The organism is Lentzea sp. NPDC059081 (genome assembly GCF_042738015.1).
GTDB lineage: Bacteria > Actinomycetota > Actinomycetes > Mycobacteriales > Pseudonocardiaceae > Lentzea.
In genome coordinates this window covers 14499-40856 of the sequence record NZ_JBHYGW010000044.1, presented here as the reverse complement: position 1 = coordinate 40856, position 26358 = coordinate 14499, and the positions used below count along the sequence as shown (strand labels likewise).

At 69.8% G+C, this 26358-nt stretch carries 26 protein-coding genes and 1 pseudogene; 18 read left to right on the top strand and 9 right to left on the bottom strand.

Annotation, left to right across the window (positions count from 1 at the left end; translation table 11 throughout):
- Positions 1–190: 190 nt before the first annotated feature.
- Together ACFWV3_RS43220 and ACFWV3_RS43215 are read left to right on the top strand one after the other, a co-directional pair.
- Positions 191–373 carry a hypothetical protein gene (locus ACFWV3_RS43220; RefSeq protein WP_382419788.1) on the top strand — a complete coding sequence of 61 codons (183 nt, stop codon included), beginning with the start codon at positions 191–193 and terminating at the stop codon, positions 371–373.
- 103 nt (positions 374–476) lie between these two features.
- Positions 477–1661, top strand: coding sequence for a helix-turn-helix domain-containing protein (locus ACFWV3_RS43215; protein WP_382419787.1), 1185 nt, complete (start codon positions 477–479; stop codon positions 1659–1661).
- On the opposite strand, the gene ACFWV3_RS43210 is transcribed toward ACFWV3_RS43215, so the two are convergent.
- Positions 1652–4594: a tetratricopeptide repeat protein gene (locus tag ACFWV3_RS43210; RefSeq protein ID WP_382419786.1), complete on the bottom strand. Its 2943-nt coding sequence runs from the start codon at positions 4592–4594 to the stop codon at positions 1652–1654. The two genes, ACFWV3_RS43215 and ACFWV3_RS43210, sit on opposite strands and share 10 nt — an antisense overlap.
- Positions 4595–4722: 128 nt before the next feature.
- Here ACFWV3_RS43210 and ACFWV3_RS43205 point away from each other — a divergent pair, with 128 nt between their 5' ends.
- The 9 genes from ACFWV3_RS43205 to ACFWV3_RS43165 all read left to right on the top strand — a co-directional run bounded on the left by ACFWV3_RS43205 (position 4723) and on the right by ACFWV3_RS43165 (position 13101).
- Positions 4723–5295, top strand: a complete 573-nt coding sequence (locus ACFWV3_RS43205) for a hypothetical protein (RefSeq protein WP_382419785.1) — start codon at positions 4723–4725, stop codon at positions 5293–5295.
- An 88-nt stretch (positions 5296–5383) separates the two neighbouring features.
- The gene (locus tag ACFWV3_RS43200; protein ID WP_382419784.1) at positions 5384–6310 is read left to right on the top strand and encodes a hypothetical protein; all 927 of its coding nucleotides are present in this window, start codon (positions 5384–5386) and stop codon (positions 6308–6310) included.
- Between the two features lie 212 nt (positions 6311–6522).
- On the top strand, positions 6523–7644 hold the full coding sequence (locus tag ACFWV3_RS43195) for an ABC transporter substrate-binding protein (protein WP_382419783.1): 1122 nt from the start codon (positions 6523–6525) through the stop codon (positions 7642–7644).
- The gene (locus ACFWV3_RS43190; RefSeq protein WP_382419782.1) at positions 7641–8558 is read left to right on the top strand and encodes an ABC transporter permease; all 918 of its coding nucleotides are present in this window, start codon (positions 7641–7643) and stop codon (positions 8556–8558) included. Before ACFWV3_RS43195 ends, ACFWV3_RS43190 begins: the two co-directional genes overlap by 4 nt.
- Complete coding sequence (locus tag ACFWV3_RS43185) at positions 8546–9328, top strand: ABC transporter permease (RefSeq protein WP_382419781.1); 783 nt, start codon at positions 8546–8548, stop codon at positions 9326–9328. Before ACFWV3_RS43190 ends, ACFWV3_RS43185 begins: the two co-directional genes overlap by 13 nt.
- A 6-nt stretch (positions 9329–9334) precedes the next feature.
- Positions 9335–10363 carry an ABC transporter ATP-binding protein gene (locus ACFWV3_RS43180; protein WP_382419780.1) on the top strand — a complete coding sequence of 343 codons (1029 nt, stop codon included), beginning with the start codon at positions 9335–9337 and terminating at the stop codon, positions 10361–10363.
- Positions 10360–11490 (top strand): low temperature requirement protein A, encoded by a 1131-nt coding sequence (locus tag ACFWV3_RS43175; RefSeq protein WP_382419779.1) that lies wholly within the window; start codon positions 10360–10362, stop codon positions 11488–11490. Before ACFWV3_RS43180 ends, ACFWV3_RS43175 begins: the two co-directional genes overlap by 4 nt.
- Before the next feature lie 54 nt (positions 11491–11544).
- A complete protein-coding gene (locus tag ACFWV3_RS43170) occupies positions 11545–11940 on the top strand; it encodes a VOC family protein (protein WP_382419778.1) in 396 nt (131 codons plus the stop codon).
- Positions 11941–13101, top strand: coding sequence for an MFS transporter (locus ACFWV3_RS43165; RefSeq protein ID WP_382419777.1), 1161 nt, complete (start codon positions 11941–11943; stop codon positions 13099–13101).
- Positions 13102–13132: 31 nt separating this feature from the next.
- On the opposite strand, the gene ACFWV3_RS43160 is transcribed toward ACFWV3_RS43165, so the two are convergent.
- Complete coding sequence (locus ACFWV3_RS43160) at positions 13133–14614, bottom strand: LVIVD repeat-containing protein (RefSeq protein WP_382419776.1); 1482 nt, start codon at positions 14612–14614, stop codon at positions 13133–13135.
- Positions 14615–14749: 135 nt separating this feature from the next.
- Between ACFWV3_RS43160 and ACFWV3_RS43155 the strand changes: the two genes are divergently transcribed.
- Entirely contained in the window at positions 14750–15352 is a 603-nt protein-coding gene (locus ACFWV3_RS43155) for a DUF305 domain-containing protein (protein ID WP_382419775.1), read from the top strand.
- A gap of 7 nt (positions 15353–15359) precedes the next feature.
- Here ACFWV3_RS43155 and ACFWV3_RS43150 read toward each other — a convergent pair whose 3' ends face one another.
- Positions 15360–15686, bottom strand: coding sequence for an antibiotic biosynthesis monooxygenase family protein (locus tag ACFWV3_RS43150; protein ID WP_382419774.1), 327 nt, complete (start codon positions 15684–15686; stop codon positions 15360–15362).
- An 80-nt stretch (positions 15687–15766) separates the two neighbouring features.
- On the opposite strand from ACFWV3_RS43150, the gene ACFWV3_RS43145 reads away from it, so the two are divergent.
- Positions 15767–16357 carry a TetR/AcrR family transcriptional regulator gene (locus tag ACFWV3_RS43145; protein WP_382419773.1) on the top strand — a complete coding sequence of 197 codons (591 nt, stop codon included), beginning with the start codon at positions 15767–15769 and terminating at the stop codon, positions 16355–16357.
- On the opposite strand, the gene ACFWV3_RS43140 is transcribed toward ACFWV3_RS43145, so the two are convergent.
- Together ACFWV3_RS43140 and ACFWV3_RS43135 are read right to left on the bottom strand one after the other, a co-directional pair.
- Positions 16350–17174: an SDR family NAD(P)-dependent oxidoreductase gene (locus tag ACFWV3_RS43140; RefSeq protein ID WP_382419772.1), complete on the bottom strand. Its 825-nt coding sequence runs from the start codon at positions 17172–17174 to the stop codon at positions 16350–16352. The genes ACFWV3_RS43145 and ACFWV3_RS43140 overlap by 8 nt on opposite strands.
- Before the next feature lie 3 nt (positions 17175–17177).
- Entirely contained in the window at positions 17178–18080 is a 903-nt protein-coding gene (locus ACFWV3_RS43135) for an SDR family NAD(P)-dependent oxidoreductase (RefSeq protein ID WP_382419771.1), read from the bottom strand.
- 71 nt (positions 18081–18151) lie between these two features.
- On the opposite strand from ACFWV3_RS43135, the gene ACFWV3_RS43130 reads away from it, so the two are divergent.
- The 5 genes from ACFWV3_RS43130 (at position 18152) to ACFWV3_RS43110 (ending at position 22918) form a co-directional block, all read left to right on the top strand.
- Complete coding sequence (locus ACFWV3_RS43130; RefSeq protein ID WP_382419770.1) at positions 18152–19063, top strand: LysR family transcriptional regulator; 912 nt, start codon at positions 18152–18154, stop codon at positions 19061–19063.
- A gap of 77 nt (positions 19064–19140) precedes the next feature.
- The gene (locus tag ACFWV3_RS43125) at positions 19141–20034 is read left to right on the top strand and encodes an ABC transporter ATP-binding protein (RefSeq protein WP_382419769.1); all 894 of its coding nucleotides are present in this window, start codon (positions 19141–19143) and stop codon (positions 20032–20034) included.
- Positions 20018–20743, top strand: a complete 726-nt coding sequence (locus tag ACFWV3_RS43120) for an ABC transporter permease (RefSeq protein WP_382419768.1) — start codon at positions 20018–20020, stop codon at positions 20741–20743. The genes ACFWV3_RS43125 and ACFWV3_RS43120 overlap by 17 nt, the downstream gene beginning before the upstream one ends.
- Before the next feature lie 9 nt (positions 20744–20752).
- Positions 20753–21907: a sensor histidine kinase gene (locus ACFWV3_RS43115; protein ID WP_382419767.1), complete on the top strand. Its 1155-nt coding sequence runs from the start codon at positions 20753–20755 to the stop codon at positions 21905–21907.
- 387 nt (positions 21908–22294) lie between these two features.
- A complete protein-coding gene (locus tag ACFWV3_RS43110; protein ID WP_382419766.1) occupies positions 22295–22918 on the top strand; it encodes a response regulator in 624 nt (207 codons plus the stop codon).
- A 105-nt stretch (positions 22919–23023) separates the two neighbouring features.
- On the opposite strand, the gene ACFWV3_RS43105 is transcribed toward ACFWV3_RS43110, so the two are convergent.
- The 4 genes and pseudogenes from ACFWV3_RS43105 to ACFWV3_RS43090 form a co-directional block, all read right to left on the bottom strand.
- Positions 23024–23380: a gamma-glutamylcyclotransferase gene (locus tag ACFWV3_RS43105; RefSeq protein ID WP_382419794.1), complete on the bottom strand. Its 357-nt coding sequence runs from the start codon at positions 23378–23380 to the stop codon at positions 23024–23026.
- A 40-nt stretch (positions 23381–23420) separates the two neighbouring features.
- Positions 23421–24317: pseudogene (locus ACFWV3_RS43100) on the bottom strand (XdhC family protein); the annotation flags it as partial.
- Between the two features lie 55 nt (positions 24318–24372).
- Entirely contained in the window at positions 24373–25779 is a 1407-nt protein-coding gene (locus tag ACFWV3_RS43095) for an NCS2 family permease (RefSeq protein WP_382419765.1), read from the bottom strand.
- Positions 25780–25877: 98 nt separating this feature from the next.
- A complete protein-coding gene (locus ACFWV3_RS43090; protein WP_382419764.1) occupies positions 25878–26339 on the bottom strand; it encodes a nucleoside deaminase in 462 nt (153 codons plus the stop codon).
- Positions 26340–26358 lie beyond the last annotated feature (19 nt).

The window sequence follows — 26358 nt, the reverse complement described above, 5'->3', positions numbered from 1 at the left end:
GCGGCCGGGTGCGCGGAGTGTTCACCACGGGTGTTGACCGGAAGTGGATGAGGAGTGGACGTGTTGACCACCTCGGTGGGCAACGGGAAACACCTGGTTCCGCGCTTTTTCTCGACGAATGCTCGAAGGGAGCCCGCCGGGAGCGGGCGAAATCCGGAAATTCAAATCCGATCCCTTCGGAGGATTCGCCATGTCCAAAATCGTGTCCACTTTCGTGGCGGGTGCCGCCACGCTGCTGACCGCCATCGCCGTCGCCGCCTCCGTTTCCGGTGGTGTCGCGGCCAACGCGGACGAGGAGAACCCGCCCAAGCCGCCCACCACGACAACCACGACCGAGACGCAGGACGGCGGCGGCAACCCGTGGCACGACTGACGTAGCCGCGAATTCGCCCCGGCCATTCGTGACAATGGCCGGGGCGATTGCGTGGCGATGATTGTGATGATGTACTCGCGGGACGCCGGACCAGGAGGCTGTCGTGGCTGAAACTTTTGGTGAGCTGCTGCGTGCGCACCGCCTCGCCGCAGGGCTCTCGATGGGGCAGCTGGCGAAGCTGACCCATTACAGCAAGGGATATCTCAGCAAGATCGAGAATGACCTCAAACCACCGACGCCGACCTTGGCGCGGCTGTGCGACGGAGTGTTGGACGTCGGCGGGCGGCTGGTCGAGGCAGCGGCGTGCGGCGGGCCTGCGCTCGGTCGCCGGCAGGTGTTGGTGGTGGGCACGATGCTCGGGGTCGGAGCGCTCGCGGGCAACGGGGCGCGGTCGGTGCCGGACGAGCAGGTCATCGCGGGGATGCGCACGTCGTTCGAGCAGTTGCGCGAACTCGGCCTGCGGACCAGCCCGGCGGTGGTCCTCGAACCGCTGAAAGCCCTGCACCACACGGTGCACGCGCTCGCGCGGGAGAACGCCGGCGTCGTCGGCACCCGGTTGTTGTTGCTGGCCGCCAGGATCGCCGAGTACACGGGCTGGATGAGCCAGGAGGCCGGTGACGAGCAGAACGCGGTGTGGTGGACCAGGCAGGCCTCGGAGCTGTCGCGTGCGGCGGGGGACCCGGACATCGCCAGCTACGCGTTCGTCAGGGAGGCCGGCATCGCGCTCTACCGGCAGGACGCCGCGGGCACGATCAGCCTGGCCCAGCAGGCGCAGTGGATCGGCAGAGCCGGCTCGCGCGTTCTCGCGCTCGCCGCACGACGGGAGGCGCAGGGGCACGCTCTCGCCGGAGACCGGCACGCCACCGAGAGCGCGTTCGGCCGCGCCGCACGGCTCATGGCGTGCGCGTCACCGGTTGGTCCGTATCCCGCACTTGGCACCAGCGCGCCCGATCCGCTCGAACTGGCGCGGGGATGGGCGTTGTCGGACCTCGGGCTCAACGCCGAGGCAGCCGCGGTGCTCGACCGGCAGCTGACGTCGGTGCCCGCCGGATCACGCCGCACCAGGGCCAGGTTCGGGGTACGGCGGTCACTCGCCCACGCGTTGTCGGGTGAGATCGAGCAGAGCTGCCACACGCTCGCCGACACCCTGGACGACGTGGCGCACATCGACTCCGCGACGGTGCGGGCCGACCTGCGGCAGCTGGCCAGGACCCTGGGCAGGTGGCACAACCACGGTGCCGTGCGGGAGGTCTACCCCGATCTCAAGCGCCTGCTTGCTCACCGTTGACCGCACGCGCAGGCCAACGTCGCCCGTTCGGCCCGCACCTCCTCCGCCTCCGGCTGGCCGAGCTCGGCGAACACCGCCTCCGCGGCCTGCCAGTGCTCGACCGCGTCAGCGTGCCGGCCGAGCGCGTGCATCGTCCGTGCCACACCGATCTCGCCGTGAGAGCGGTGGGTGCGGTTGCCGGTGCCGGTCGCGAGGTCGAGCAGTTCCAGGTAGAGCCTCAGCGCTCCCGGCCGGTCGCCACCGTCGCTGGCGGTGGCGGCCTGGTCTCGGCAGAGACGAGCGTGCAGATCGGCGTCGTCGACCCCACGGGCGGCCTCGGACGCGAGCCGGTGGTGGCGGCGTGCCTCGGGAAGCCTCCCGGCCAACCGGTGCGCGTCGGCGATGTTGGTCAGCGCGTAGGCGGCCACGACGGTGTCCTCCAGCTCCACCGCGATCTCGTGCGCCTCGACGTGGTCGCTGATGGCCTCGTCCAGCATCCCCAGGTGCTGCCGGTTCGCGCCGAGGTTGTTGAGCTCGTGGGCGAGACCGCGCTGGTGGCCGATCCCGCGGAGGATCTCCACGGCCGCGCCGTGGCGCCGCATGGCGAGATCGTGTTCGCGGTGCTGTTCGTTCAGGTACCCGAGCGAGCCCAGCGCGTGCGCCTGGCCGCGCAGGTCACCGCACTCCTCGTACTTCTCCAGCGCGGACTCGAAGTGCGCGATCGCCTCGCGGTGCCTGCCGAGCGGCATGGCGCACAGCGCGAGAGTGCACAGGCTCGACGCCTCGCCGCGCACGTCGCCGATGTCGCGCCACCGGGACAGGGCTTGCTCGGCGAGTTCCAGGGCCTCGGCGTGCCTGCCCAGCCGGTCGTTCGCGGAGGCGAGGCGGAGCAGCACGTGCGCCTCGCCGTAGAGGTCCGTCCCGTCGGAGAGGACCTTCCTGGCCAGTTCCATGGCCTCGACCCAGTCCTTGAACCGGTTCGCGGTGTAGTGGTGCCGCCAGACCAGTACGGCGAGCCGCCACGCGTGACCGGCCAGCCCGTGCTCACCCGCGTGCCGGATCGCGGCCGCGAGGTTGTCGTGCTCGGCGTTGATCCACTCCAGGGCGTCGCCCTGGTCGTCGAACCGCAGGCCCAGCGGACTCGTCCGGTCTGGGCACGGCTGGCCGGCGCGGTCGAACGGGTACGCGGCCCCGACCGCGTTCGCGAGGGTGACGAGGTAGAAGTCGAGCAGGCGGAGGCGCGCCGCGGACGCGTCCGAGGGTTCGGACGCCGCGAACTCCTTCACCGAGTCCAACATGCGGTAGCGGTCGGGGGCGACCTCTTCCAGCAGGCAGACCTCGTGCAGGTCGTCCAGCAGCTCACGGGTCGCCGCGACTTCGAGCCCGGCGAGCGCGGCCGCTCCCACGACGTCGACGTCCGGGCCGGGCAGCTGCCCGAACAACCGGAACACCGCGCGGTGTGGTTCGTCGAGCTGCAGGTAGGAGACTCGGACCGCGGTGGTGCCGTCCTCGCTCCACGGGCCGTTCTCCTCGATGAGGCCCAGCAGGTGGTCGAGCGACCACCGGTCGTGCCGCCGGAACAGCGCGGCCGCGACGTTGATCGGCATCGGCAGGTAACCGCAGCGCTTGACCAGTCCGGCGACGTCGGCCGACCTGCCCCGGATGCGGAACGGGTCGGTCAAGCTCTGGAACATCGCCAGCGCCTCGTCCGGAGGCAGCGGGGACAGCCGAACCTGCGCGCCGACGTCCGGATCGCCCATGTGTCTGCTGGTGACGATCGCGAAGCAGCCCTCCGCCTCCGGCAGCAACGGCCTGACCTGCTCCGAGGACGCGGCGTTGTCCAGCACCACGAGTGTCTTCGTACCGTAGAGCCTGGTCTGGAAGAGCGAGGCCTTGCGGCCGACGGTGTCCGGGATCTGCTCAGCGGGCACGCCGTGCTCCAGGAGCAGCTGGGTGAGTGCGTCCGAAATCGACGTCCTGGCGACGTTAGGGGTGAACCCGTTGAGCCGCACCATGATCTGCCCGTCCGGGAACCTGCCGCGGAGCCGGTGCGCGGACTCGACGGCCAGGCTCGACTTGCCGACGCCGGGCGCACCGCTGATCCACATCGCGCGGCGCTCGCCCGCTCCGGAGGCCGCCGACTCGATCGCTCCGAGCTCGTCCGCCCTGCCGGTGAACGCGCCGGGCCGGGACGGAAGCGAGCTGACCGGTTCGCCGCGCCGGGCGCGTTCAGCGAGGTTGCGCAGCACGGTTCCCGGTTCGATGCCGAACTCGGCGAGCGCATCCGACGCGGAGTCGAAGATCCTGATCGCACCGGCCCTGTCGCCGCAGGCGATCAACGCGCGCATCAGCAGTTCGGCGTACTTCTGGTTGTCCGGGCTGGTGCGGACAGCACGGCGCATCCGGTCCCGCGCCGACCGGTAGTCCCCGGTGACGAGCTCCAACTCCGCCAGATCACCGAGCGCGTCCCGGTAGCTGTCGTCGGGCAGGAACACCTCGGCGCCGCCGACCCTGTCGATGTCGATGTCCTCGATGAACCGGCCGCGCCACAACACCACCGCCTCGCGCAGCAGTTCGATGGCACCCCGCTTGTCGTTGTTCACCACGGCCAAAGCGGCTTCCTCGCGCAACCGGTCGAAGCGGACCGTGTCGATGTCGTCCTCGTCGACGCGCAGCACGTACCCGGTCGCCGTCGTTTCGATCGACGTGCCGGTGGACTCGAAAGCCTTGCGCAGCTTGTTGATGTACCCGCGGACGAGCGTGCGGCGTTCGGGCTGCTCCGGCCACACGATCTCGGTGATGCGTTCGGGTGACACGGGCCTGTTCGCGTGCAACAGGAGCACGACGAGGATGAAGCGTTGTTGCTGGTCTCCCAAGGACACCGGGGCTTGCTCGTGCCACGCCTCCAACGGACCCAGCATCCGGAACTCCACGCCGACCTCCTCGATGTCCACTCCTGTCTGGGTGGAATGTCGCGCGATACCCCTTCCGCGTGTCGATGTATCCGCTTTTTGTCCACCTTTGATCAACGCGAGGGGGCGACCGTGCTCCGAAGTCACGCAAGGTGTCGAGGGGGAGACAGATGGTGTCCGACGTGCTGCCCTGCTACGTGGTGTGCGACGTGTCGTTCTCGATGACCGGCCACGTCGACGAGGTGAACGCGGGGATACGTGAGTTCCGCGGGGTCGTGCACGCGGATCGGCGCGCCGCGGCGGAGGTCCGGCTCTGCGTGGTCGTGTTCGCGGACAGGGCGCTGGTCCTGCGGCCGCTCTCGCCTGCGCTCGACGCGGCGCCGCCGGTGGTGCCCCGGCAGGAGTCGGGGTCGGACTTCGGGGCGGTGTTCACGTTCGTGCGTTCTCTCGTCGAGCGCGACGTGGCGGAGCTCAAAGCGGATGAGATCGGGGTGCGGCGGCCGGTGCTGTTCTTCGTCTCCGACGGGCGGGCGACGGACCAGGACTGGCCGCGGGCGTTGGAGCGGCTCGCGGAGTCGCCGGCGCGGCCGGAGGTGGTCGCGTTCGGGCTCGGTGTCGTCGACCGGCAGGTGCTGGAGCGCATCGGCACGTCGCGGGTGTTCCTCGGCGGGGACGGGGTGCGGCTGGGCATCGCGCTGGCCTCATCGGTCGCACGGATGGTCCTGCGACCGGACCACGTGTGAGCGATCCACGGCGTGTCCACTTCTCGTCCACACGGCCCACGCAACCTGCCTCCGCCGCACGTGAGGACGCAAGGGGAGGAGAGCGGAGATGACGACGAACCTGGTCCGGGAGCTGAAGACGTTGCGCAAGGGGCGGGGCGTGCACGCGGGACGGATCGTGGACAAGATCGGCCCCGCGCTGGCCGTGGCCTGCGGGATCACCGGGGCCGACGGGTCGGTCGCCGCGAAGCAGAAGCTCGTCACGAGGCTGACCGAGCTGGTCGAGCAGCTGCCGGAGGACCTGCAGCTGCCGGCGCGGGCGGCGTTCGGGCTCACCTCCGAGGCCAGGCACCCGCTCTACCAGGAACGTGTCGGCTGGGTGGCGACCGTGATCGACCGCGACGCCCGCACCGTGCGCCGCCGCGTCGACGAGGCGGTGGACCAGCTGGCCGAGCTCGCCGCGACGACCACCCGGCGTGACGTCGGCGGCTGGCACACCGCGGAGCTGTCCGTGGCGGTCACCCTGGACCAGGGGCAGCCGGAGGTGCTGGAGCGCTACCAGGTCGTCGTCGACCAGGACGGGGTGGACTCGCTGGAGTTCGCCTCCGTGTTCCCGGTGCGCCGTCGGGACGTGGACGTGCATCTGCTGTACGGCGGCACGTTGCGCGACCGGAGCCTGGACCGCCCGGTGTTCACCCTCGTCCCGGCCACGCCGCTGGCACGCGGCGAGACGCACGACTTCGCTCTGCGCTACCGGTTGCAGAGCCGCGACGCCATGCACCCGTGCGTGCTGCACGTGCCCGACCGGCCGTGCGACCTGTTCGACCTGCGCGTGCGGTTCGAGCACGACGGCAAGCGGATCGTGCGCACGTTCGACGGGGTGCTGATGCGGTCGGACGGGGAGCCGGGCGGGATGCAGCAGGCGGTGGACCGGGCGGGGGACGTGCACCTGCGGTTCCGGCGGCTGCTGCCGGGGTTGCTGTACGGGGCGCGGTGGGGCGGGTCGGCGGTGTGCTCGGCGCGCCGGGCCTCGTGAGCGGAGGAGTTCGTCCACAAGCGACGGCATCTGACCACCGCGCTCGTCCGCGTCGGTCCCGGTACCGGGATCGGCGCGCAACACCTGAGCGAAGCTCGGAAAGCATCCAGCCGCAACCCCCAGGGCGCCAAGAATTCACGGTTGGAGTCGAGAAGGTCTCAACCGGCGCGGCTGGCTTGACAACGAAAGCTTCCCGCGCGAATCCTCCGCCTGTGCTGAAGCGAGGGAACGTCACCACGAAACTCATCGGTGTCGGCGCGTTGGTGCTGGCGATGGCAGCCTGTGGCGCCCCGCCCGCCAAGGAGACGCAGACCGGTGCCGCCGGGACCGCCAAGTCGGCGAGCGAGCTCGGCGGCATGGACAAGCTGGTCGAGGCCGCCAAGAAGGAGGGCAAGCTCAACGTCATCGCGCTGCCCCCGGACTGGGCGAACTACGGCGAGATCATCAAGGCGTTCGAGGCGAAGTACGGCATCAAGGTCGACTCGGCGCAGCCGGACGCGTCGAGCCAGGAGGAGATCAACGCCGCCAAGCAGCTCAAGGGCAACGACCGCGCGCCCGACGTGTTCGACCTCGGGCTGAACGTGGCGCTGGCCAACAAGGACCTGTTCGCCCCCTACAAGGTCAGCACCTGGGACGACATCGCCGCGGAGCTCAAGGACGCGGACGGTGCCTACTACGGCGACTACGGCGGCTTCATGTCGATCGGCTACGACGCCGCGAAGGTGCCGGCGCCGGCGAGCGTGAAGGACCTGCTCAAGCCCGAGTACAAGGGCAAGGTCGCGCTCAACGGCGACCCGACGCAGGCCGGTGCCGCGTTCTCCGGTGTCGTCATGGCGGCGCTGGGCAACGGCGGGTCCGCCGACGACATCGCTCCCGGTGTCGAGTTCTTCAAGCAGCTCAAGGCCGCCGGCAACTTCCAGCCGGTCGACCCGTCGCCCGCGACGATCGAGTCCGGGCAGACGCCGGTCGTCATCGACTGGGACTACACCAACGCCGCGCAGACCGCGAAGCTGCAGGGCAAGCTCGACTGGAAGGTCGTCGTGCCGGCCGAGGCCCAGATCGGCGGCTACTACAACCAGGCCATCAGCAAGGACGCGCCGCACCCCGCGGCCGCGCGCCTGTGGCAGGAGTTCCTCTACTCCGACGAGGGCCAGAACCTCTACCTGAAGGGCATGTCGCGCCCGGTCCGCCTGGACAAGATGGGCGACAAGGCGGACAAGGCCGCCAAGGACAAGCTGCCCAAGACCGACGGCAAGCAGGTGTTCCAGACGCAGGCGCAGGCCGACAAGGCCAAGGCCGTCCTGACCGCGACCTGGGCTCAGGCCATCGGATGACGAGTGTCGCTCCCGTAGCGACGACGCCCGGCGGTTCCACCAAGATCAAGGGTGGGGCCGCCGGTCGGCCGTCTGCGGCCGCCTGGCTCGTCGCGGTGCCGTTCCTCGCGTTCGTCGGGGTCTTCCTCGTCTACCCCACGGTCCTCGTGCTGTTCGGTGCCTTCCAGGACTCGAACGGCGCGCTGACGCTCGACAACCTCACGACCCTGTTCACCGGGGTCGTCTTCGACGCCTTCGTGCGCAGCATCGAGCTCTCCGCGCTCACGGCGGTGATCGGCGCGATCTTCGGCGCGCTGCTCACCTGGGCGGTCGCGGTCGGCAACCCGGACGGCATGCTGCGCCGGGTCGTCGTCGCCGGAAGTGGCGTGCTCGCGCAGTTCGGTGGCGTGCCGCTCGCGTTCGCGTTCCTCGCGACGGTGGGCTTCGAAGGTCTCGTCACGAAGTTCCTGCGCGACAACGTCGGCATCGACCTCTTCGCGGGCAGCGCGTGGCTGTTCGAGCTGCCCGGACTGACGCTCGTCTACACGTTCTTCCAGATCCCGTTGATGGTCATCGTGTTCCTGCCGGCGCTCGACGGGCTCCGTCCGCAGTGGCGCGAGGCGAACGCGAGCCTCGGCGGCACGAGCTGGACGTACTGGCGGCACGTCGGCGGGCCGATCCTGCTGCCGCCGTTCCTCGGCGCGCTGCTGTTGTTGTTCGCCAACGCCTTCAGCGCCTACGCCACGGCCGCCGCGCTCGTCTCGCAGGGCAGCCCGATCGTGCCGCTGCAGATCCGCGGGTTCCTCACCGGTGAGGTCGTGCTCGGCCAGGAGAACCTCGGCAAGGCGCTCGGCCTCGGCATGGTGGTCGTGGTCAGCATCGCGATGGGCGTGAACGTGCTGCTGCAGAAGAGGGTGGCCAAGTGGGTTCGCTAGTGAAGCAGCGCGTCCTGCGCACGGTCGTCCTGCTGGTCCTCGGCGTCTACTTCCTGCTGCCGCTGATCGCGATGGCGGAGTTCTCCACGCGGGGCAGGAACAACACCCGCAGCCTCGAGTCGTGGACGTCCATCGTCGACGACGACGGCCTGATGGAGGCGCTCGTCAACTCGCTGCTGCTGTCGGTCACGAGCGCGGTGCTGATGCTGGTGCTGCTCGTGCCGACGATGGCGTGGATCCGGCTGCGGCTGCCCCAGCTGCAGCGGCTCGTCGAGTTCCTGTGCCTGCTGCCGCTCGCGATTCCCGCGATCGTGCTGGTGGTCGGCATGGCGCCGTTGTACGCGTGGGTGAACTACTTCCTCGGCGACTCGCCGCTGACGTTGACGTTCGCCTACACGATCCTGGTGCTGCCGTTCGCCTACCGCGCGGTCGACGCCGGACTGTCCGCCATCGACCTGAAGACGCTGGCCGAAGCCGCGCGCAGCCTCGGCGCGTCGTGGTTCACGGTGCTGTGGAAGGTCGTCGTGCCGAACATCCGCGTCGCGCTCATCGGTGCGTCGCTGTTGTCCGTGGCGTTGGTGCTCGGCGAGTTCACCATCGCGTCGCTGCTCAACTTCGACACGTTGCAGGTGCAGGTCAACCTGCTCGGCAAGCGCAACGCGGGTGTGTCCATCGCGGTGTCGTTGCTGTGCCTGCTGTTCGCGTTCGTCCTCTTGTTCGCACTTTCCTACGTCGGCCAGCGTCGCCGTCAGACCGTGGTCGAGGAGTAATCAGACATGGGTCATCTGGAACTCACGGGGCTGAGGAAGTCCTTCGGCGGCAACGCTGCGCTGGACGGGCTCGACCTCGAGCTGGCCGAAGGCGAACTGGTGTCGCTGCTCGGCCCGTCGGGCTGCGGCAAGACGACGGCGCTGCGCATCGTCGCGGGCTTCGAGACCGCCGACTCCGGCACGGTCACGGTGGGCGGCAAGGACATCACGAAGGTCCCGGCCAACAAGCGGGACATGGGCATGGTCTTCCAGGCGTACAGCCTCTTCCCGAACATGACCGCGGCGCAGAACGTCGCGTTCGGCCTGAAGATGCGCAAGGCGGACGCCAAGAAGGCGGGCGAGCTGCTCGAACTGGTCGGGCTCGCCCACCTGGGCGGCCGCTACCCGCACCAGATGTCGGGCGGTCAGCAGCAACGCGTCGCGCTGGCGCGTGCTCTCGCGATCCAGCCGCGCGTGCTGCTGCTCGACGAACCGCTGTCCGCGTTGGACGCCAAGGTCCGCGTGACCCTGCGCGACGAGATCCGCCGCATCCAGACGGAGCTCGGCATGACGACGCTGTTCGTCACGCACGACCAGGAGGAGGCGCTCGCCGTCTCCGACCGGGTCGGTGTCATGTCGCACGGCCGGCTGGAGCAGCTCGACGCGCCGTCCGTGGTGTACCGGCAGCCCGCGACGGCGTTCGTGGCGCAGTTCGTCGGCGTCACGAACTCGGTGGAGGCCAAGGCGGAGGGGCAGACCGTCGTGATCAACGGCGTGTCGCTGCCCGCGACGCACGACCAGCCGTCCGGCAGCGACGTGCGGGTGATCGTGCGGCCGGAGGACATCGGGGTCGCGGCGCACGACGGCGCGCAGGGCAGGATCGTCGGTGACGTGCTCACCCAGTCGTTCCTCGGGCCGGTCACGCGGATCTCTGTCAGAGTGGGCGAGCAGGTCCTGCGGGTCGACCAGCCGTCCAACCAGGCGGCGGCGTTCCAGCCCGGCACGCAGGTCGCACTGGACCTCAGCGAATCAAGGATCATGGTGGTGCCTGGATGATCAGGAAGCTCCTCGCGCGCGACACGGCGGAGGCCCACCGGGTCGCGACGCCGTTGGAGCTGTTGTTCGACCTGAGCTTCGTGGTGGCGGTCGCGCAGGCCGCCGCCTCGTTGCACCACGCCGTGGTCGAGAACCACATCGGCCACGGCGTGCTCGCGTTCTGCATGGCGTTCTTCGCGTTGTGGTTGCCCTGGCTGAACTTCACGTGGTTCGCCAGCGCGTTCGACAACGACGACACGCTCTACCGGATCATCACGATGGTGCAGATCGCGGGCGTGCTCGTGATCGCGGCCGGCATCCCGCGCGTCTTCGAGCACGACGACTACCGCGTGGTCGTCGGCGGCTATGTCGTGATCCGGCTCGCGATGGTGGCGCACTGGCTGCGCGCGTCGCGGGACAACCCGGAGCACCGGGCGTGCACGCAGCGGTACGCCATCGGCATCGGCGTCATGCAGGTTCTCTGGGTGCTGTGGGTCGTGGTGGCGCCGCCGTCGCTGGCGATCCCGCTCTGGGTCGTCTTCATGATCGGTGAGCTGCTGGTGCCGCTGTGGGCTGAGCGCGCGTCGGCCACGACCTGGCACCCGCACCACATCGCCGAACGGCACGGCCTCTTCACGCTGATCGTGCTCGGCGAGTCGATCCTGGCCGCCACCCTGGCGTTCCAGAAGGGCTTCGACAGCGGCGTCAACCTGATCTCGCTCGCCGCGGCGTCACTGGTGATCGTGTTCTCGGTGTGGTGGATCTACTTCGAGGCGCCGACGCACCTGCACAACCTGCGCAAGGCGTTCCTGTGGGGCTACGCGCACCTGCTCATCCTCGGCTCGATCGCCGCGCTGGGCGCCGGGCTCGCCGCGTCCGTCGACTACGACCTGCACCTCTCGCACGCGCCGGGCACGACCGTGGCCGCGTTCACGACCGTGCCGCTGGCCGTGTTCCTGCTGTGCGCCTGGTACGTGCAGGACTGCCCCGGCCAGGACGGGATCCGGAAGTACCTGCTGCCGGCCGGGTCGGTGGCGGTGCTCGCGGCGACGTTCGGACCCGCGCCGATCCACGTCACGGCGGGGATCGCGCTGGTGCTGGTGGTCGCGACCAGGCTGGTGGGAGCGGCGGAGCGGGTCGAGGTCTGAGGCACTTCCGCGTCTTCTCCTCGTTCTGACACGCGGAGTGAAATGATCGTCACCATGACCGGTGTCCGTGAGCTCCGCCTGGTCGTCACCGCCGACGACTACGAAGAAGCCCTGCGTTTCTACCGAGACGTCCTCGGCCTCGAGCAACGGGCGGCGTTCGCCTCCGACGGCGGGCGGGTCACGATCCTCGAGGCGGGCAGGGCGACGCTGGAGCTCGCCGACCGGCCGCACGCCGAGTTCATCGACGACGTCGAGGTCGGCAAGCGGGTCGCCGGGCACATCCGGGTCGCGTTCGAGGTCACCGACTCCGCCGGCGTGACCCGCACCCTGGAGGCGGCGGGGGCAGAGGTCGTCGCGGAGCCCACCCGGACGCCGTGGAACTCGCTGAACGCCCGGCTGGAAGCACCGGCCGGGCTGCAGCTGACGCTGTTCCAGGAGCTGGGCGAGTAGATGACGATCTCCGCTGCCGGGTACCGCGACCTCGCGAACCGGGACGTGCTCGCGTGCGCCGTCGTCACCGTCGCCGCCAAGTTACCGATGTCGATGACGCCGCTGATGATGGTGTTCCTGACCAGGGGACTGCCCGGCGGGTACGTGCTGGCCGCGTCGCTGGTGGCCGTCTACGTGCTGGGGGAGATCCTCGGCGCCGCGCTGCTCGGGCTGTTCCTCGACCCGTCCCGGATGCGCGGGCAGCTGTCGGTCGGGCTGGTCGTCGGCGCGGTCGCGTTCACGACGCTGGCGCTCACGACGAACGTGACGGTGCTGGTCATCGCGGCGTTCATCGCGGGTGCCGGGCCGTCGACGACGCCGGGCGGGCTGCGGGCGATGCTGCTCGGGCTGGTGCCGGACGCGTTGGTGCCCAAGGCGATGGGCTTCGACGCCATGATCACGCAGGTGGTGTGGGCGGTGGCGCCCGCGCTCGTCACCGTGCTGGCGTTGAGCGTCGACCGGCGGGCGCCCGTCGTGGTGTCGGTCAGCCTGGTCGTCGTGGCGGCGTGGCTGGTGTTCATCCTGCCGCGCGGGCACGTGACGTCCCGGCGCGGCACGGCGAAGGTGAGCGTCGTGACGTCGGCGTGGCCGATCTACCTGGTGAGCGCGGCGGCACTGGCGCAGCTGGCGGTCGCGGAGCTCGTGCTGCCCGCGCTGCTGGAGCACCGGGGGATCGGCGTCGGCTGGACCGGGCCGCTGCTCACCGGGTTCGCGGCGTGCAGCGCGCTGGGGGCGGTGCTGTACGGGCTGAAGCCGTGGCCGGGCACGTTCCGCACGCAGGGGCTGGTGCTGCTGGTGCTCACGGCGACGTGCGTCGGCGCGGTGGCGTTGTTCCCCAACCTGCCGGGCATCACGGGCGCGCTGCTGGCGGCCGGGCTGTTCCAGTCGGGCGTGCTCGTGACGCGGAGCCTGGCGTTGCGCGAACGGCTGCCGGTCGGCGCGCACGCGCCGGGGCTGTCGTTGATGTACTCGGTGACCGGTGCGGGGTACGGGCTCACCGCGGTCGTCGTCGCGTGGGCGATGGACGTGGGCTCGCCGGTCTGGGCGGTCTTCGGCGGCGTCGCCGTCACCCTGGTCCTGACAGCGATCAGCGCGGCTGCCGAACGCCGGCAGCCGCGCTGATCTGCGTGGAAACTGATCTGGGTGGGAGCTCCTACCCGCGGTAGAAGTTGCCCTGGGTCTGCACGTTCAGCTCGTCCGTGCGGAAGAGCTTCGCCACGAACGTCCGCGGGTCGCGCATGTCGATGACGTCGAAGCCGCGGCCCATCTCCGAGGAGTAGATGTAGCCGTTGTACCAGTACGTGGACCACGTACCGCCGCCGGCGCCGTTCGCCATCGGGCCGCGCTCGAAGAAGCCGATCTCACGCGGCTTGGCCGAGTTGGTGAAGTCCCACACCGAGATGCCGCCCTGGTACCAGGACTGCACCATGATGTCCTTGCCGGGCACCGGGATCAGCGACCCGTTGTGCGCGACGCAGTTCTCGGTGTCGCCCTGCATGCGCGGGATCTTGTAGTAGGACTTGAAGACCAGCTTGCGGTTCTTGCCCTTGCCCACGATGTCGTAGATGCCGTTGGCACCGCGGTTCGGGCCGATCTTCTCGTTGCACGTCGCCGCGCCACCGCCACCGAGCTCGTCGGTGAAGACGACCTTGGTGCCGCTGTTGTTGAACGTCGCGGAGTGCCAGAACGCGAAGTGCGCGTCGTCCTGGACCCGGTTGATCTCGACCAGGTTCTCGCGGTCGGTGATGTCCCAGAGGACGCCGTCACCCATGCACGCGCCGGCCGCGAGGTCGAGCTGCGGGTAGACGGTGATGTCGTGGCAACCGGTGGTGGCCGAGGTGTAGCCGGTCTCGATCGTGCCGGGGACGCCGGGGTTCGCGCCGTCCGGGAAGAGCACCGGAGCCTTGATCAGCGACGCCGACGCCGGGTTCTTCACGGGAACCTTGACGATCGAGATCTTGTCGTGCGGCGGCTGGCAGTCAGGGAACGTGGCGCTCGGCGAGTAGGACGAGACGTAGAGGTAGACGCTCTTCTTGTCCTTGGCGGGCACCATCGTGTGGGTGTGCGAGCCGCAGTCGGTCTCGACGGCGGCGACGTAGCGCGGCGCGCTCTTGTCGCTGATGTCGAAGACCTTGATGCCTTCCCAGGACGACTTCTCGGTCGCCGGCTGGGAGACGCTGTTGCAGGAGTTGTCGTTGCGCGACGAGTCCGTCGACAGGAACAGCAGGTTCCCGTACACCGAGATGTCGTTCTGCGATCCCGGGCAGAGGACCTGCGCCTTGATCGTCGGCTTCTTCGGGTTGCGGACGTCGTAGATGACGAACCCGTTGTAGTTGCCGACGAACGCGTAGTTGTCCTGGAACGCGATGTCGGTCTGCGTCGAGTCGAGCGGAGCCTGCTTGTCCAGGTGGGCGACCGGGACCATGTTGCGGCTGCGGGAGATCTCGTCGACCCCCGGGAGACCGTTGACCGCTTCCGCCTGCGCCTCGAGTTGGGCCTCGGACAGCCCGCTGCCGTCGGACGGCAGGTCGGGCTCGGCGTGCGCAGGCGCGGTCAACGTCGACAGCGTCAGCGCGAGCGCCCCCAGAACCGCCAACGGCGCTCTGCGCCGCCGGGCCGTTGCGCGTGAAGTCACTGCTTTACCCCCTCATTACGGGTTGGTGAGGGGGAGTATGACCCTTTCGCCTTGCTAAAGGCCAGCTTCTTTCGGAGGGTTCTGTCTCAGTCGGTAGGCACCGGATCACGCCTGGTGAACTGTATTGTCCGAAGCATGCGTTCTGGGTTGGTCGTGGTCGTGGCGGCGTTCGCCCTGTTGGCAGGCTGTTCGTCGGAGCCGGAACAGGCGCCGGTCATCGCGCCGGACACTCCCGGCGGCTCGGCGCCCACCATCGCGGCCTCGGACGCGAGCCGTGCCGTCCCGCCCCCGCCCAACGACGCCGACCGCGACTACGTGTCGATGATGATCGCGCACCACGAGCAGGCGCTGGCCATGACGAGGTTCGCCCCGGACCGCGCCGAGAACGCGACGGTGAAGGGGCTGGCGGACCGCATCCGCTACAGCCAGGAGCCCGAGATCGGCGCCATGAAGCAGTGGCAGCGGATGAACAACCTCGTGGGCTCCCACGGCGACCACGGCTCGATGCCCGGCATGGCGACGCAGGACCAGTTGACCGCCCTGGGTGCCGCGCGCGGCAAGGACTTCGACCGGATGTTCCTGGAGCTGATGATCAAGCACCACGAGGGTGCGATCAAGATGGCGACGGACGTGCGCGGGGCCGGCAACAACGTCCAGGTCGAGGAGATGGCGGACGACGTGGTGGCCACGCAGTCCGACGAGATCAACCGGATGAAGGCGCTGCTGCCGACCCTCTGAGGCGGGTCTACTCCGTGCGCTGGCGGGGGAGGACCATGTCCTCCGCGTGCGTGAACCGTTCGGGCTCGTTGCCCGTCACCAGCCGTGCGATCGTGCGGTGGCCCTTGTGCGCCTCGCGGAACGCGTCGGACGCGACCCAGGCGCGGAAGGCGTCCTCCGACTCGAACTCGTTGACGGAGACGTAGGGCTGGTCGTCCTGGGTCGGCTTGAGCAGCGTGCTGCGCAGGAGGCCGGGGACTCCGGGGAGGTGGGTGCGCATGTTGCCGCGGAAGTAGCGCTCGAACTCCTCGGACATGTCCGGGTTCACGAACATCCGGTTGGTCGCGATGAACATGCTGGCCTCCCTGATCCCGACGCTCTGTCGGGAACTATTCCAACTCCCCGTCGGGAAATCAAGCGCGATACGATCCGGGTGTGCCGAGGATCAGCGCAGACACCGTGGCGGAGCACCGCGCCAACCGGTTGCGCGCCCTGCTGGACGCCGGGCGGGAGATCGTGGCGACCGAGGGGGCGGAGGCGCTGACGCTCGCGTCGCTCGCGAGACGCGTCGGGCTGTCGCGGCCGAGCCTCTACGAGTACTTCCGCTCGCGGGAGGAGCTGGTCGCCGCGATCGTGTCCGACGCCCTGCCGGAGTGGGCGGACAAGCTGGAGGACGCGGTCAACGGCGCGGACTCCGTGCCGGACAAGATCGAGGCGTACCTGCGGACCGAGCTCGCGATCATCACCGACGGCAGCCACGGTGCCGTGGTGGCCCTGTCCGCGCACGCGCTGCCGGACTCGTCGCGCGAGCAGATCAGGGCCGAGCACGAACGGTTGCTGGCGCCGTTGGTCGGCGTCTTCACGACGGCCGGGGTGCAGCGCGCGCAGCTGCGGGCGATGCTCGTCCACGCGATGGTCGAGGCGACGTCCCGGATGATCACGCCGGGCCGCACCGAGCACAACGAGGCGGTCATCCGGACGTTGCTCGACCAGGTCGTGCACGGACTGGACCAGCCCATCAGCTGAACGGCACGACCTCGCCGTGGCGGACGAGCTCGCCGTACCGCCCCGGTCGCACCGGGCCGAGCGCCAGGTCCAGCACCGCCTCCGCGGCCTGCGCCGGGGTCGGGGCGGTGCTGACGTCCCACCACAGCGCGGACGTCGGCGTGTTGATCATGCCGGGGCAGACCGCGGCGACCAGGACGCCGCGCTGTGCGTCGGTCTCGCGCCGTTCGTCCGCCAGCACGCGCACGGCGGCGACCTGGAAGACCTTCGACGGGATGTTCACGAACCCCGGCCACGCACCGGCTTTCGCGCTGCCGTCCTTGACGGCGTCGCGCCACCGCGCGACCTGCTCGTCGACCTCGTCCAATGAGGACGGTCGGGTGAAGTGCTCGTGCAGCACGGGTGCGACGTGGTGGAGCGTGCCGAGCGAGCTGGCGACGACGAGCAGTCGGCCGTGGTCGTTCAGGATCGGCGCGAACGCCCGCAGCAGCCTGGTGGTGCCGAAGTTGTTGACCTCGGCGTACTCGTCGATGATCTCGCGCGGGTCGTCGTCGGGGCCGACGCGCATGACGGCGTTGCCGACCACGACGTCGATACCGCCGTGGCGTTCCTCGATCCGGTCGGCGAGCTCGGCGGCCGCTCGGGGGTCCGCGACGTCCAGCAGCTCACCGCGGACCTGCGCGCCACCGCCCGGCACCGCCTGCGCGGCCTCGGTGACGCGGTCGACGTCCCTGCCGGTCAGGTAGACGGTGTCGGCGGGCGTCAGGCGCTGCGCGAGCCCTTCGGTCAGCGCGAGGCCGAGGCCCTGGGTGGCGCCGGTGACCAGTGCGATCGTCATGGGTCAGGCCTTCGCGAGGAGGGTTTCGGAGTACGTCCAGAGGCGGGCGGCGTTGTCCGGGTCGAGGGCGAACCGGGCCACGCCGCGCATCGGTGGTGTCTCGTCGCGGCGGTCGGCCGTCCGGGTCTCGTTGCAGTCGTCGAAGTACCGGCCGCCGATGCCCTCCAGCAGCGGTGACGTGGCGACGAGGACGGACGTCGCGGCGCCCTGCCCGGTCGTCTTGATGATCGCGGGGTCGACCCCGGTCGGGCCGATGTGACGCTGCAGGTTGGTGTAGATCGCGCCGGGCATGACGGCGTTCGCGGTGATGCCGTCGGCCGCCCACCGGCGCGTCGCCTCCACGGCGAACAGGACGTTGGCGGTCTTGCTCTGGCCGTAGGCGCCCCACGGCTCGTAGGTGCGGAACGCGTAGTGCACGTCGTCGAAGATCACCGGCGAGAGCATGTGTCCGCGGGAGGTGAGCGAGACGATGCGTGCGTTGCCGGCGGCCTTGAGAGCGCCGTGCAGGCCCGTGGCGAGGGCGAAGTGGCCGAGGTGGTTGGTGGCGAACTGCCATTCCCAGCCCTGCTCGGTGTACTGCTCGGGCGTCGCCATCACGCCCGCGTTGTTGACGAGGACGTGCAGCGGGCCGCGCCAGCTCCGTGTGAACTCGTCGACGGACGCGAGGTCCGTGAGGTCGAGCCGTGCGACCTCGACGGTGCCGCCGATGTCCTTCGCGACCTTCTCGCCCGCGGCGACGTCGCGCACGGCGAGAGTCACCTCGGCTCCGATGCCGGCGAGCGCGCGGGCGGTCTCCACGCCGATGCCGGAGGACCCGCCGGTGACGACCACGCGCTTGCCGGTGAAGTCGATCCCCTGGGCGACCTCGGCGGCGGTACTGCTGAACCCGAACTCTGTTTCGATCACGTCTTCGAAGCTAGGCGCGTTCTGGGCATGCGGGTAGCGAAAGTATGTCAAGCGGGGTATGCGTAAACGTCATGAGCTTGAGTGACGCGTCGCTGGTCGCGCTGAGGGTGTTCCGCGAGGTGGCCGAGCGTGGCACGTTGACGGGGGCGGCGACGGCGCTGGGGTACACGCAGTCCGCGGTGTCCCGGCAGATCGCGTCGCTGGAACGGGCGGCGGGTGCCGTGCTGCTCGAACGGCGGTACGACGGTGTGCAGCTCACGGCCGCGGGCCGGCTCGTGCTGCCGCGGGCCGCCACCGTGGTGGAGCAGGTCGACGCGGGTGCGCGAGAGCTCGCCGGGCTGCCGGACGAGGACGAGAGCACGGTCCGGCTCGGCTGGTTCGCGACGGCCGGGGCGTGGCTGCTCCCGCGGGCGCTGACGGCGTTGGCGCACACGCATCCGTCGATCACGGTGGTCACGCGGGAGGGGAGCACGCCGGCGCTGGTGCGGGCGTTGCGGGCGGGCACCCTGGACATCGCGCTGATCGCGTCGGCGCCGCCGTTCCGCGCCCCGGACGACGAGATCCCCGCGCTGGAGGTCGACACCCTCGTCGAGCGCACGCTGCGTGTGGCGGTGCCGTCGGTGCACCCGTTGGCGCGCAACGACTACATCGACGTCGAGGACCTGCGTGGCCAGCGGTGGATCTCCGGCTCCGGCGACCCGTGGGTGATGGGGGTGTGGCCCGGCCTCGACGAGCGGCCCGTCGTCGCGCACACGGCCCGCGACTGGCTGGCGAAGCTGCAGCTGGTCGCGGCGGGGTTCGGCATCACGACGGTGCCCACGTCGCTGGTCGCGGTCGCGCCCGCCGGGGTGCGGATCCTGCCCGTGCGGGGCGGGCCCGCCGAGCGGCGCCGGGTGCTGCTCGCGCGGCTGCCGGGGCCGGTGTCCGACCCGGTCGAGCGGCTGGCCGCGGCGTTGCGGACCGTCTTCGTCGAGACCGAGTAGTCCATCAACCGATCGGTTGATCCCGGTGTCGCCGCTCGTTCGATGATCTTCCGCTCGTGCTGCCCGATCGTGGTGGCATGGCAATCATCGAAGTGCGCGACCTCGGCAAGCGGTACGGGCCGAAGGTCGCGGTGGACTCGGTGTCTTTCGAGGTGGCCGAGGGGGAGATCTTCGGCGTGCTGGGGCCGAACGGCGCGGGCAAGACCACGACGGTCGAGTGCGTGTCGGGGCTGCGCAGGCCGGACCGGGGGAGCGTGTCGGTGCTGGGGCGGGAGCCCGCGGCGGTGCGGTCGTCGATCGGGGTGCAGCTGCAGGCTTCCGAGCTGCCGGAACGGATGCGCGTCGGCGAGGCGCTGGAGTTGTTCTCGTCGTTCTACCCGTCGCCCGCGGACTGGTCGGAGCGGCTGGGGCTCGCGGAGCACCGGAAGGTGGAGTTCGGGCAGCTGTCCGGGGGATTGAAGCAGCGGCTGTCGATCGCGCTGGCGCTGGTCGGGTCGCCGCGGGTGGCGATCCTCGACGAGCTGACGACCGGGCTGGACCCGCAGGCGCGGCGCGACACGTGGTCCGTGATCGAGGAGGTGCGGGCGGCGGGCGTGACGATCCTGCTGGTCACGCACTTCATGGAGGAGGCGGAGCGGCTCTGCGACCGGGTGGCGGTGTTCCGCGACGGCCGCATCGCGGCGCTCGACACGCCCTCGGGGCTGGTGTCGCGTGTGGACGGTGCGACGCGGGTGCGGTTCGTGCCTTCCGCCGCGCTGGACCTCGAGCTGGTGCGGGCGCTGCCCGAGGTCGACGAGGTGTCGCTGGTGGGGGAGCAGGTCGTCGTCAGCGGGTCGGACGCCGTGCTGCACGCGGTGACGTCCCTGTTGGCGCGCAAGCAGGTGGTGGCGCGCCAGCTGCGCGTCGACCAGGTGTCGCTGGACGACGCCTACGTGGAGCTGACCGGGGGTAGTGATGTTGAAGATCGTTGAGATCGAGGCGCGGCTGTTCCTGCGCGACCGGCTGAACTCGTTGTTCGCGGTGGTGTTCCCGTCACTGCTGTTGCTGGGGCTGGGGGCGGTTCCCGCGTTGCGCGAGCCGTTGCCGGACTTCGGCGGCATCCGGTTCATCGACAGCTACCTGTCGTCGCTGGTCGTGTTCACGCTGGCGTTCATCGGGTTGCAGCGGGTGCCGACGGTCGTGGCCGCGTACCGGGAGAAGGGCGTGCTGCGGCGGCTGGCGACGACGCCGATGCACCCGGCGCGGTTGCTGGCGGGGCAGATGATCGTCAACTTCGCCGCGGCGATCTTGTCGGTGCTGCTCGTTATGGTGGTCGGGTACGTCGTTTTCGACGTCGACCTGCCCCACCATCCACTCGGCCTGGCGTGTGCCGTGGTGCTGGGAGGGGCCGGGACGTTCGCGCTGGGCCTGGTGATCGCCGCGCTGGCCCCGAACGCGCGGGCGGCCGGTGGCTGGGCGACGGCGGTGTTCATGCTGCTCATGTTCCTGGGCGGCGTGTACCTGCCGCGGTTCATGCTGCCCTCGGCGATCCTGGAGATCGGGTCCTACGCGCCTCCGGGCGTGGAGGCGTTGCAGCAGGCGTGGCTCGGTGCCGCGCCGGATTGGAGGCAACTCGCGGTCATGGGGTTCGTGGGCCTCGTGGCGGGTAGCGTCGCGGCCAGGACCTTCCGCTGGGAGTAGCGCGTGGACATGGCCTCGTTGGACACGTGGGAGCGCAGGCTCATCGCGATCGCTCGCGTGATCCCGTACTTCGTGCTGACGGTGACGACGGCGTTGTACGTGATCTTCACCGAGCACTCGGCACCGGAGCGCTGGTTCACCTACGGCGTGGTCGCGTTCGGCTACGTGTGGATGGCGTGGTGGTTCACGTTCCACCCGTCGTGGCACAAGCGCGCGGACCTGATGGCCGTGTTCATCACCGGCATGGTGGTGTTCTACGGCGTGCTCGGCATGCGCGAGCACTGGTTCGGCGCGGTGTCGTACGCGGTCTACATCTACGCGAGCGAGGTGCTGCGCGGCCGCTGGATGTTCTTCGTGGTGGCGCTGACGGCCTGCCTGGCGACGCTGTCCCTGTTCGGCGGCTATCCGCCGGTCGGGGCGCGGGCCGCGTTCTGGCTGCTGCTGGCGGTGTTCGTGGTGGTGGCGTGCACGTTCACCTACGTGGGGCACGTGACCACCGAGCAGTCCCGGATGCGCAAGGAGCTGCTGGAGGAGAACGAGGGCCTGCACGCCCAGCTGCTGGTGCAGGCGCACGAGGCCGGGGTGCTGGACGAACGCCACCGGCTGGCCGGCGAGATCCACGACACCCTGGCACAGGGGCTGACGGGGATCATCACCCAGCTGTCGGCGGCGACTGCCGGTGACTGGGAGCGGCGGGTGGCGGTGGCTCGTGAGCTGGCTCGTGCCAACCTGGCTGAGGCTCGCCGGTCGGTGCACGCGTTGAGGCCGCCCGCGTTGGACTCCGCGGCGTTGCCCGAGGCGTTGGACGAGGTGGCCTCGGGGTGGTCCGTGGTTTACGGGGTGCCTGTTTCCGTGACGTTGACCGGGGCGGCTCGGGCCATGCATCCGGAGGTGGAGGTTGCCCTGTTGCGGACTGCGCAGGAGGCGTTGGCGAACGTGGCCAAGCACGCTTCCGCTTCTCGGGTCGGGGTGACGTTGTCCTATATGGAGGATGTTGTGGCGTTGGATGTTCGGGATGACGGGGTCGGGTTTGATCTCTCGGTGTCGTCTTCCGGGTTCGGGTTGCCGGCCATGCGGCATCGGGTGCATCGGTTGTCCGGGGCGTTGTTCGTGGAGTCCGAGGTTGGGGGAGGGACTGCTGTTTCTGTTCGGGTTCCTGGGTGAGTGGTGGGTTTTGTGCCGGGCGAGTTCCAGCGTGGTTGCTCTGGGCGGTCGGGTGCCTGTTCCAGCGTGGTCGTGCACCTCGGACGAAAGACTGATGTACATCGCCGCTCCGCGACGATTGCGATTGGGGCTTGACTTCGGGGCCCTTGCGAGGCGCTCTGTCGGCCGGAAAAGGCCGGATGCTTCGCAACCGGCCGATCCCATCAGGGGTAGCACCTCGCACCCAAAGTCAAGCCCCAATCGCAAAACCACGAGTGGGTGCACCGCTACCCATCTGGGCAAGGTCTGACTGCTCGCCTTCGGCATCGCTTGGGCGCCTCGGCTTCGCCGTTGGCGGTGCGGGGGTTGTTCCTGCTCGCCTTCGGCATCGCTTGAGAGGTGTGTTGCTTGATTCGGCTGGTGATCGTTGATGACCACCCCGTTGTTCGTGACGGGTTGCGGGGGATGTTGGCTGCTGCCGACTTCGAGGTGGTTGGTGAGGCCGCGTCCGGGGATGAGGCGGTCGCTGTGGTTGAGGCGGTCGGGCCCGATGTGGTGTTGATGGACCTGCGGATGCCCGGGTCTGACGGGGTGTCGGCGATCGAGCGGTTGCGTGGGCATCCGTGTCGGGTGTTGGTGTTGACCACGTACGACACGGATCGGGACGTGTTGCCGGCGATCAAGGCCGGGGCCACCGGGTACCTGTTGAAGGACACGCCTCGGGAGGAGTTGCAGCGGGCTATTCGCGCTGCTCATGCTGGGGAGGCCGTGTTGTCGCCCGCGGTGGCCACTCGGTTGTTGGGGCAGGTTCGGGAGCCTGCTTCCGAGCCGTTGTCGGGGCGTGAGCTGGACGTGTTGGCGTTGGTGGCCAAGGGGTCTACCAACCGGGCTGTGGCGGCGGCTCTGTTCATCAGCGAGGCGACGGTCAAGACGCACTTGTTGCACGTCTACGCGAAGCTCGGGGTGGGGGACAGGGCGGCGGCTGTCGCGGTGGCGTATGAGCGCGGGTTGTTGCGTGTTCAGGGGCGGTGAGCACTGCGCGGTGCGACCGGGTGGCTCGTGTGGCGGTGTGCACGACCGCGGCGGGACCAACCCCCGTTGGCCCCGCCGCTGCGGCAACTCCCCCTTGCCACTCCCTCACCCCTCGCGATGTAGGAACTCGCGCCAGTCGCCCAGATACGAGATGTCCTTGATGTCACCCGAACGGAGTAGGTCGTCGACCCTGTCCGAGCGCAGGACGGTGGCCAGGGCGGCACTGCCGTCCTCCAGCTCGATGACGCCTATCTCCAGCTCCGGGGGTTCGGCTGGGACCAGGTGGTCGCGGAGGACCTTCAGCGGCAGGTCGTAGAGCTCACCCACCACCCGGGCCGAGCCCGACTCGTGCATCGCGGGGAAGGTGTCCCGCACCGAGAAGTAGCGGTACCTGGGCGCACTGCGGGCTCGGCAGACCATCGGGGTGCCCTGCAGCTGGGAGTGCAGCGGGCCGCCCTTCATGCCGCCGCCGTTGAGGAAGATCAGTGCCATGGCTCTCCGTCGGGTGGATGGGAGTGGACAGGGTCGAGAGGGGGAGACCGGTGCCGCCGTGCCGGGAGGAGACGAGCTCGGCGGCGATGGAGATCGCTGTCTCCGCCGGGCTGCGGCCGCCCAGGTCCAGGCCGATCGGGGAGCGGAGTCTGGCCAGGGCCGCGGGAGAGACGCCTGCCTCGCGCAGGCGGTCGAGGCGTTCCTCGTGGGTGCGGCGGGAGCCGAGGGCGCCCACGAAGGCGAGTGGGCGGGACAGGGCCTCGGTCAGCACCGGGATGTCGAACTTCGGGTCGTGGGTCAGGACCACGACTGCCGTGTCGGGGTCGGTGCGGGTGGTCGCGAGGTAGCGGTGTGGCCAGTCGACGACGACCTCGTGGGCCGCGGGGAAGCGTTCGGGGGTGGCGAACACGGGGCGGGCGTCGCAGACCGTCACGTGGTAGCCGAGGAAGCGGCCTGCCTCGGCGACCGCGGCGGCGTGGTCGATGGCGCCGAACACCAGCAGGCGGGGCGGGGGGAGCCACGACTCGGTGAACGTGCGGCCGTTCGCCGTGAAGACCACCGACAGCGGGTGGCCGGCCAGGGAGGCCTGCAGCGCCGCGCGGAGCGGTGGGGTGTCGCGCTGCACCAGGACGTCCAGGGAGCCGCCGCAGGTCAGGCCGGCGGCGAACGCCGTGTCGTCGGAGTAGCCGAACGTGGCCAGCGCGGGTTCCGAGGTCTCGAGGACCGTGCGGGCCAGCTCGTAGACCTCCGCCTCCACGCAGCCGCCGGACACGCTGCCGATCACCTCGCCCGAAGGGCTCACCGCCATCGCGGCGCCCACCGGTCGGGGTGCGCTGCCGCGCACGGCCACCACCGAGGCGACCGCGAAGCGGTCCCACGACAGCAGCGTCGACGCCAGGTCACGCATCGAACCTCCTCCTGGGTGGCTCGGCCGGGTGGCCGCCCGGCCGAGCCGTCGAGGATCACTTGCCCGTGATCAGGTCCACGCCGAAGTACACGGTGAACATCAGCGCCAGGCCGGTCATCAGCCAGCCGGGCCACTGGCCCTTGCAGATCCGCAGCGCGACGTAGGACACGAGGCCCGCGCCGATGCCGTTGGTGATCGAGTAGGTGAACGGGATGATCGCCACCGTCAGGAACACGGGGATCGTGAAGTCCGTGTCCTGCCAGGGGATGCGGCGGATCTGGGTCATCATCAGGCCGCCGATCACCACCAGCGCCGGTGCCGCCGCCTGGGCCGGCACGATCGCCGCCAGCGGGGTGAAGAGCAGGGCCACCAGGAACAGACCGCCCGTCACCACCGAGGCCAGGCCGGTCCGGGCGCCTTCGCCGACACCCGCGGCCGACTCCAGGAACACGGTGTTCGGGGCGGACCCCGTGACACCACCGGCGATCGCGCCGGCGCCGTCCACCATCAGGATCCTGCCCATGCCCTCGACGCGGCCGTCACGGGTGAGGCCCGCCTCGTCCGACACCGACGTGATGGTGCCCATGGCGTCGAAGAAACCCGACAGCACCAGCGTGAACAGGAAGATCGTCGCCGCGATCACGCCCGCCGACACGAAGCCGCCGAAGAGGTCGACCCTGCCCAGCAGCCCGAAGTCCGGCGACCCGACGACCGACGAGGGCAGCGACGGCGTCACCAGGCCCCAGTTCGGCACGGAGAACACCGAGTTCACCACCACGGCGACGACCGTGGCCACCACGATGCTGATCAGCACGGCACCGGGCACACCCCGCGCCAGCAGCACGATCATCAGCAGCAGGCCCAGGCAGAAGACCACGATCGGCCAGCCGCTGAGGTGCCCGTCGACGCCCATCCGCACCGGCACCGTCGAGTGCGCCGCGTCCGGGGTGCGGGTCACGAAACCGGCCGACACCAGCCCCACCAGGGCGATGTAGAGCCCGATGCCCACGGTGATCGCGATCTTCAACGGTTCCGGGATCGCGTTGATGATCCGCTCGCGCACACCGGACGCGGCCATCACCACGATGCAGATGCCCTCCAGCACCACCAGACCGAAGGCCTGGGCCCACGTCATGGTCGGCGCCATCTGGAACGCCACCACGCCGTTCACGCCGAGTCCCGCGGCCAGCGCCAGGGGTGCGTTGCCGATCAGTCCCATGAGGACGGTCATCACGCCGGCGGCGAGCGCGGTGGCGGTGGTGATCTCGGCGATGGTGAGCTTGGCGCCGGTGATGTCGGCGGACGCGCCGAGGATCAACGGGTTCAGCAGCACGATGTACGACATCGCGACGAAAGTCGTGATACCGCCCCGGACTTCACGGCCGAGAGTGCTGCCGCGTGCGGTGATCCGGAAGAACTGGTCGAGCGGGGGAGACTTCGGTTGGCTCCGTACCTGGGTCATCGGAAGACGGCCTTTCCCATGCCGGTGGGCGCGTTCCAACGCCGGAACGCGTTTGTGCGATGCGAGCTCCGGTCAGCTAGACAGGCTTGTGGCCGTCTTCAGTAGTCGATACGAGTCGCGAGCGACATCCACGCTGTGAACGGGGCGTTGTCCTCGCCGGTGGAGATCTGGTGCACGGGCAGGTCCCACTCGTCGCGGGACCTGCTGAACAGCTCGTAGAACTCCCGGTCGTCGAAACCGGCCGCCGCCGCGTCGTCGCGGTCGGCGGCGTACAGCACCTTGTCCACGCGCGCCCAGAGCGCGGCGGACAGGCACAGGGGACACGGCTCGCACGACGAGATCAGCGTGCAGCCGGTCAGCTTGAAGTCGCCGAGGGCCTGGCAGGCCGCGCGGATCGCGACGACCTCGGCGTGGGCGGTGGGGTCGAGCGTGGGCGTCACCTGGTTGACGCCGGTGGCGACTACCTCGCCGTCACGGACGATCATCGCGCCGAACGGGCCGCCGCCGGAGGCCACGTTGCGGGTGGCCAGGTCGATGGTGGCGAGCAGATGTGCGTTCACAGCAAGGAACTCCAAGAAC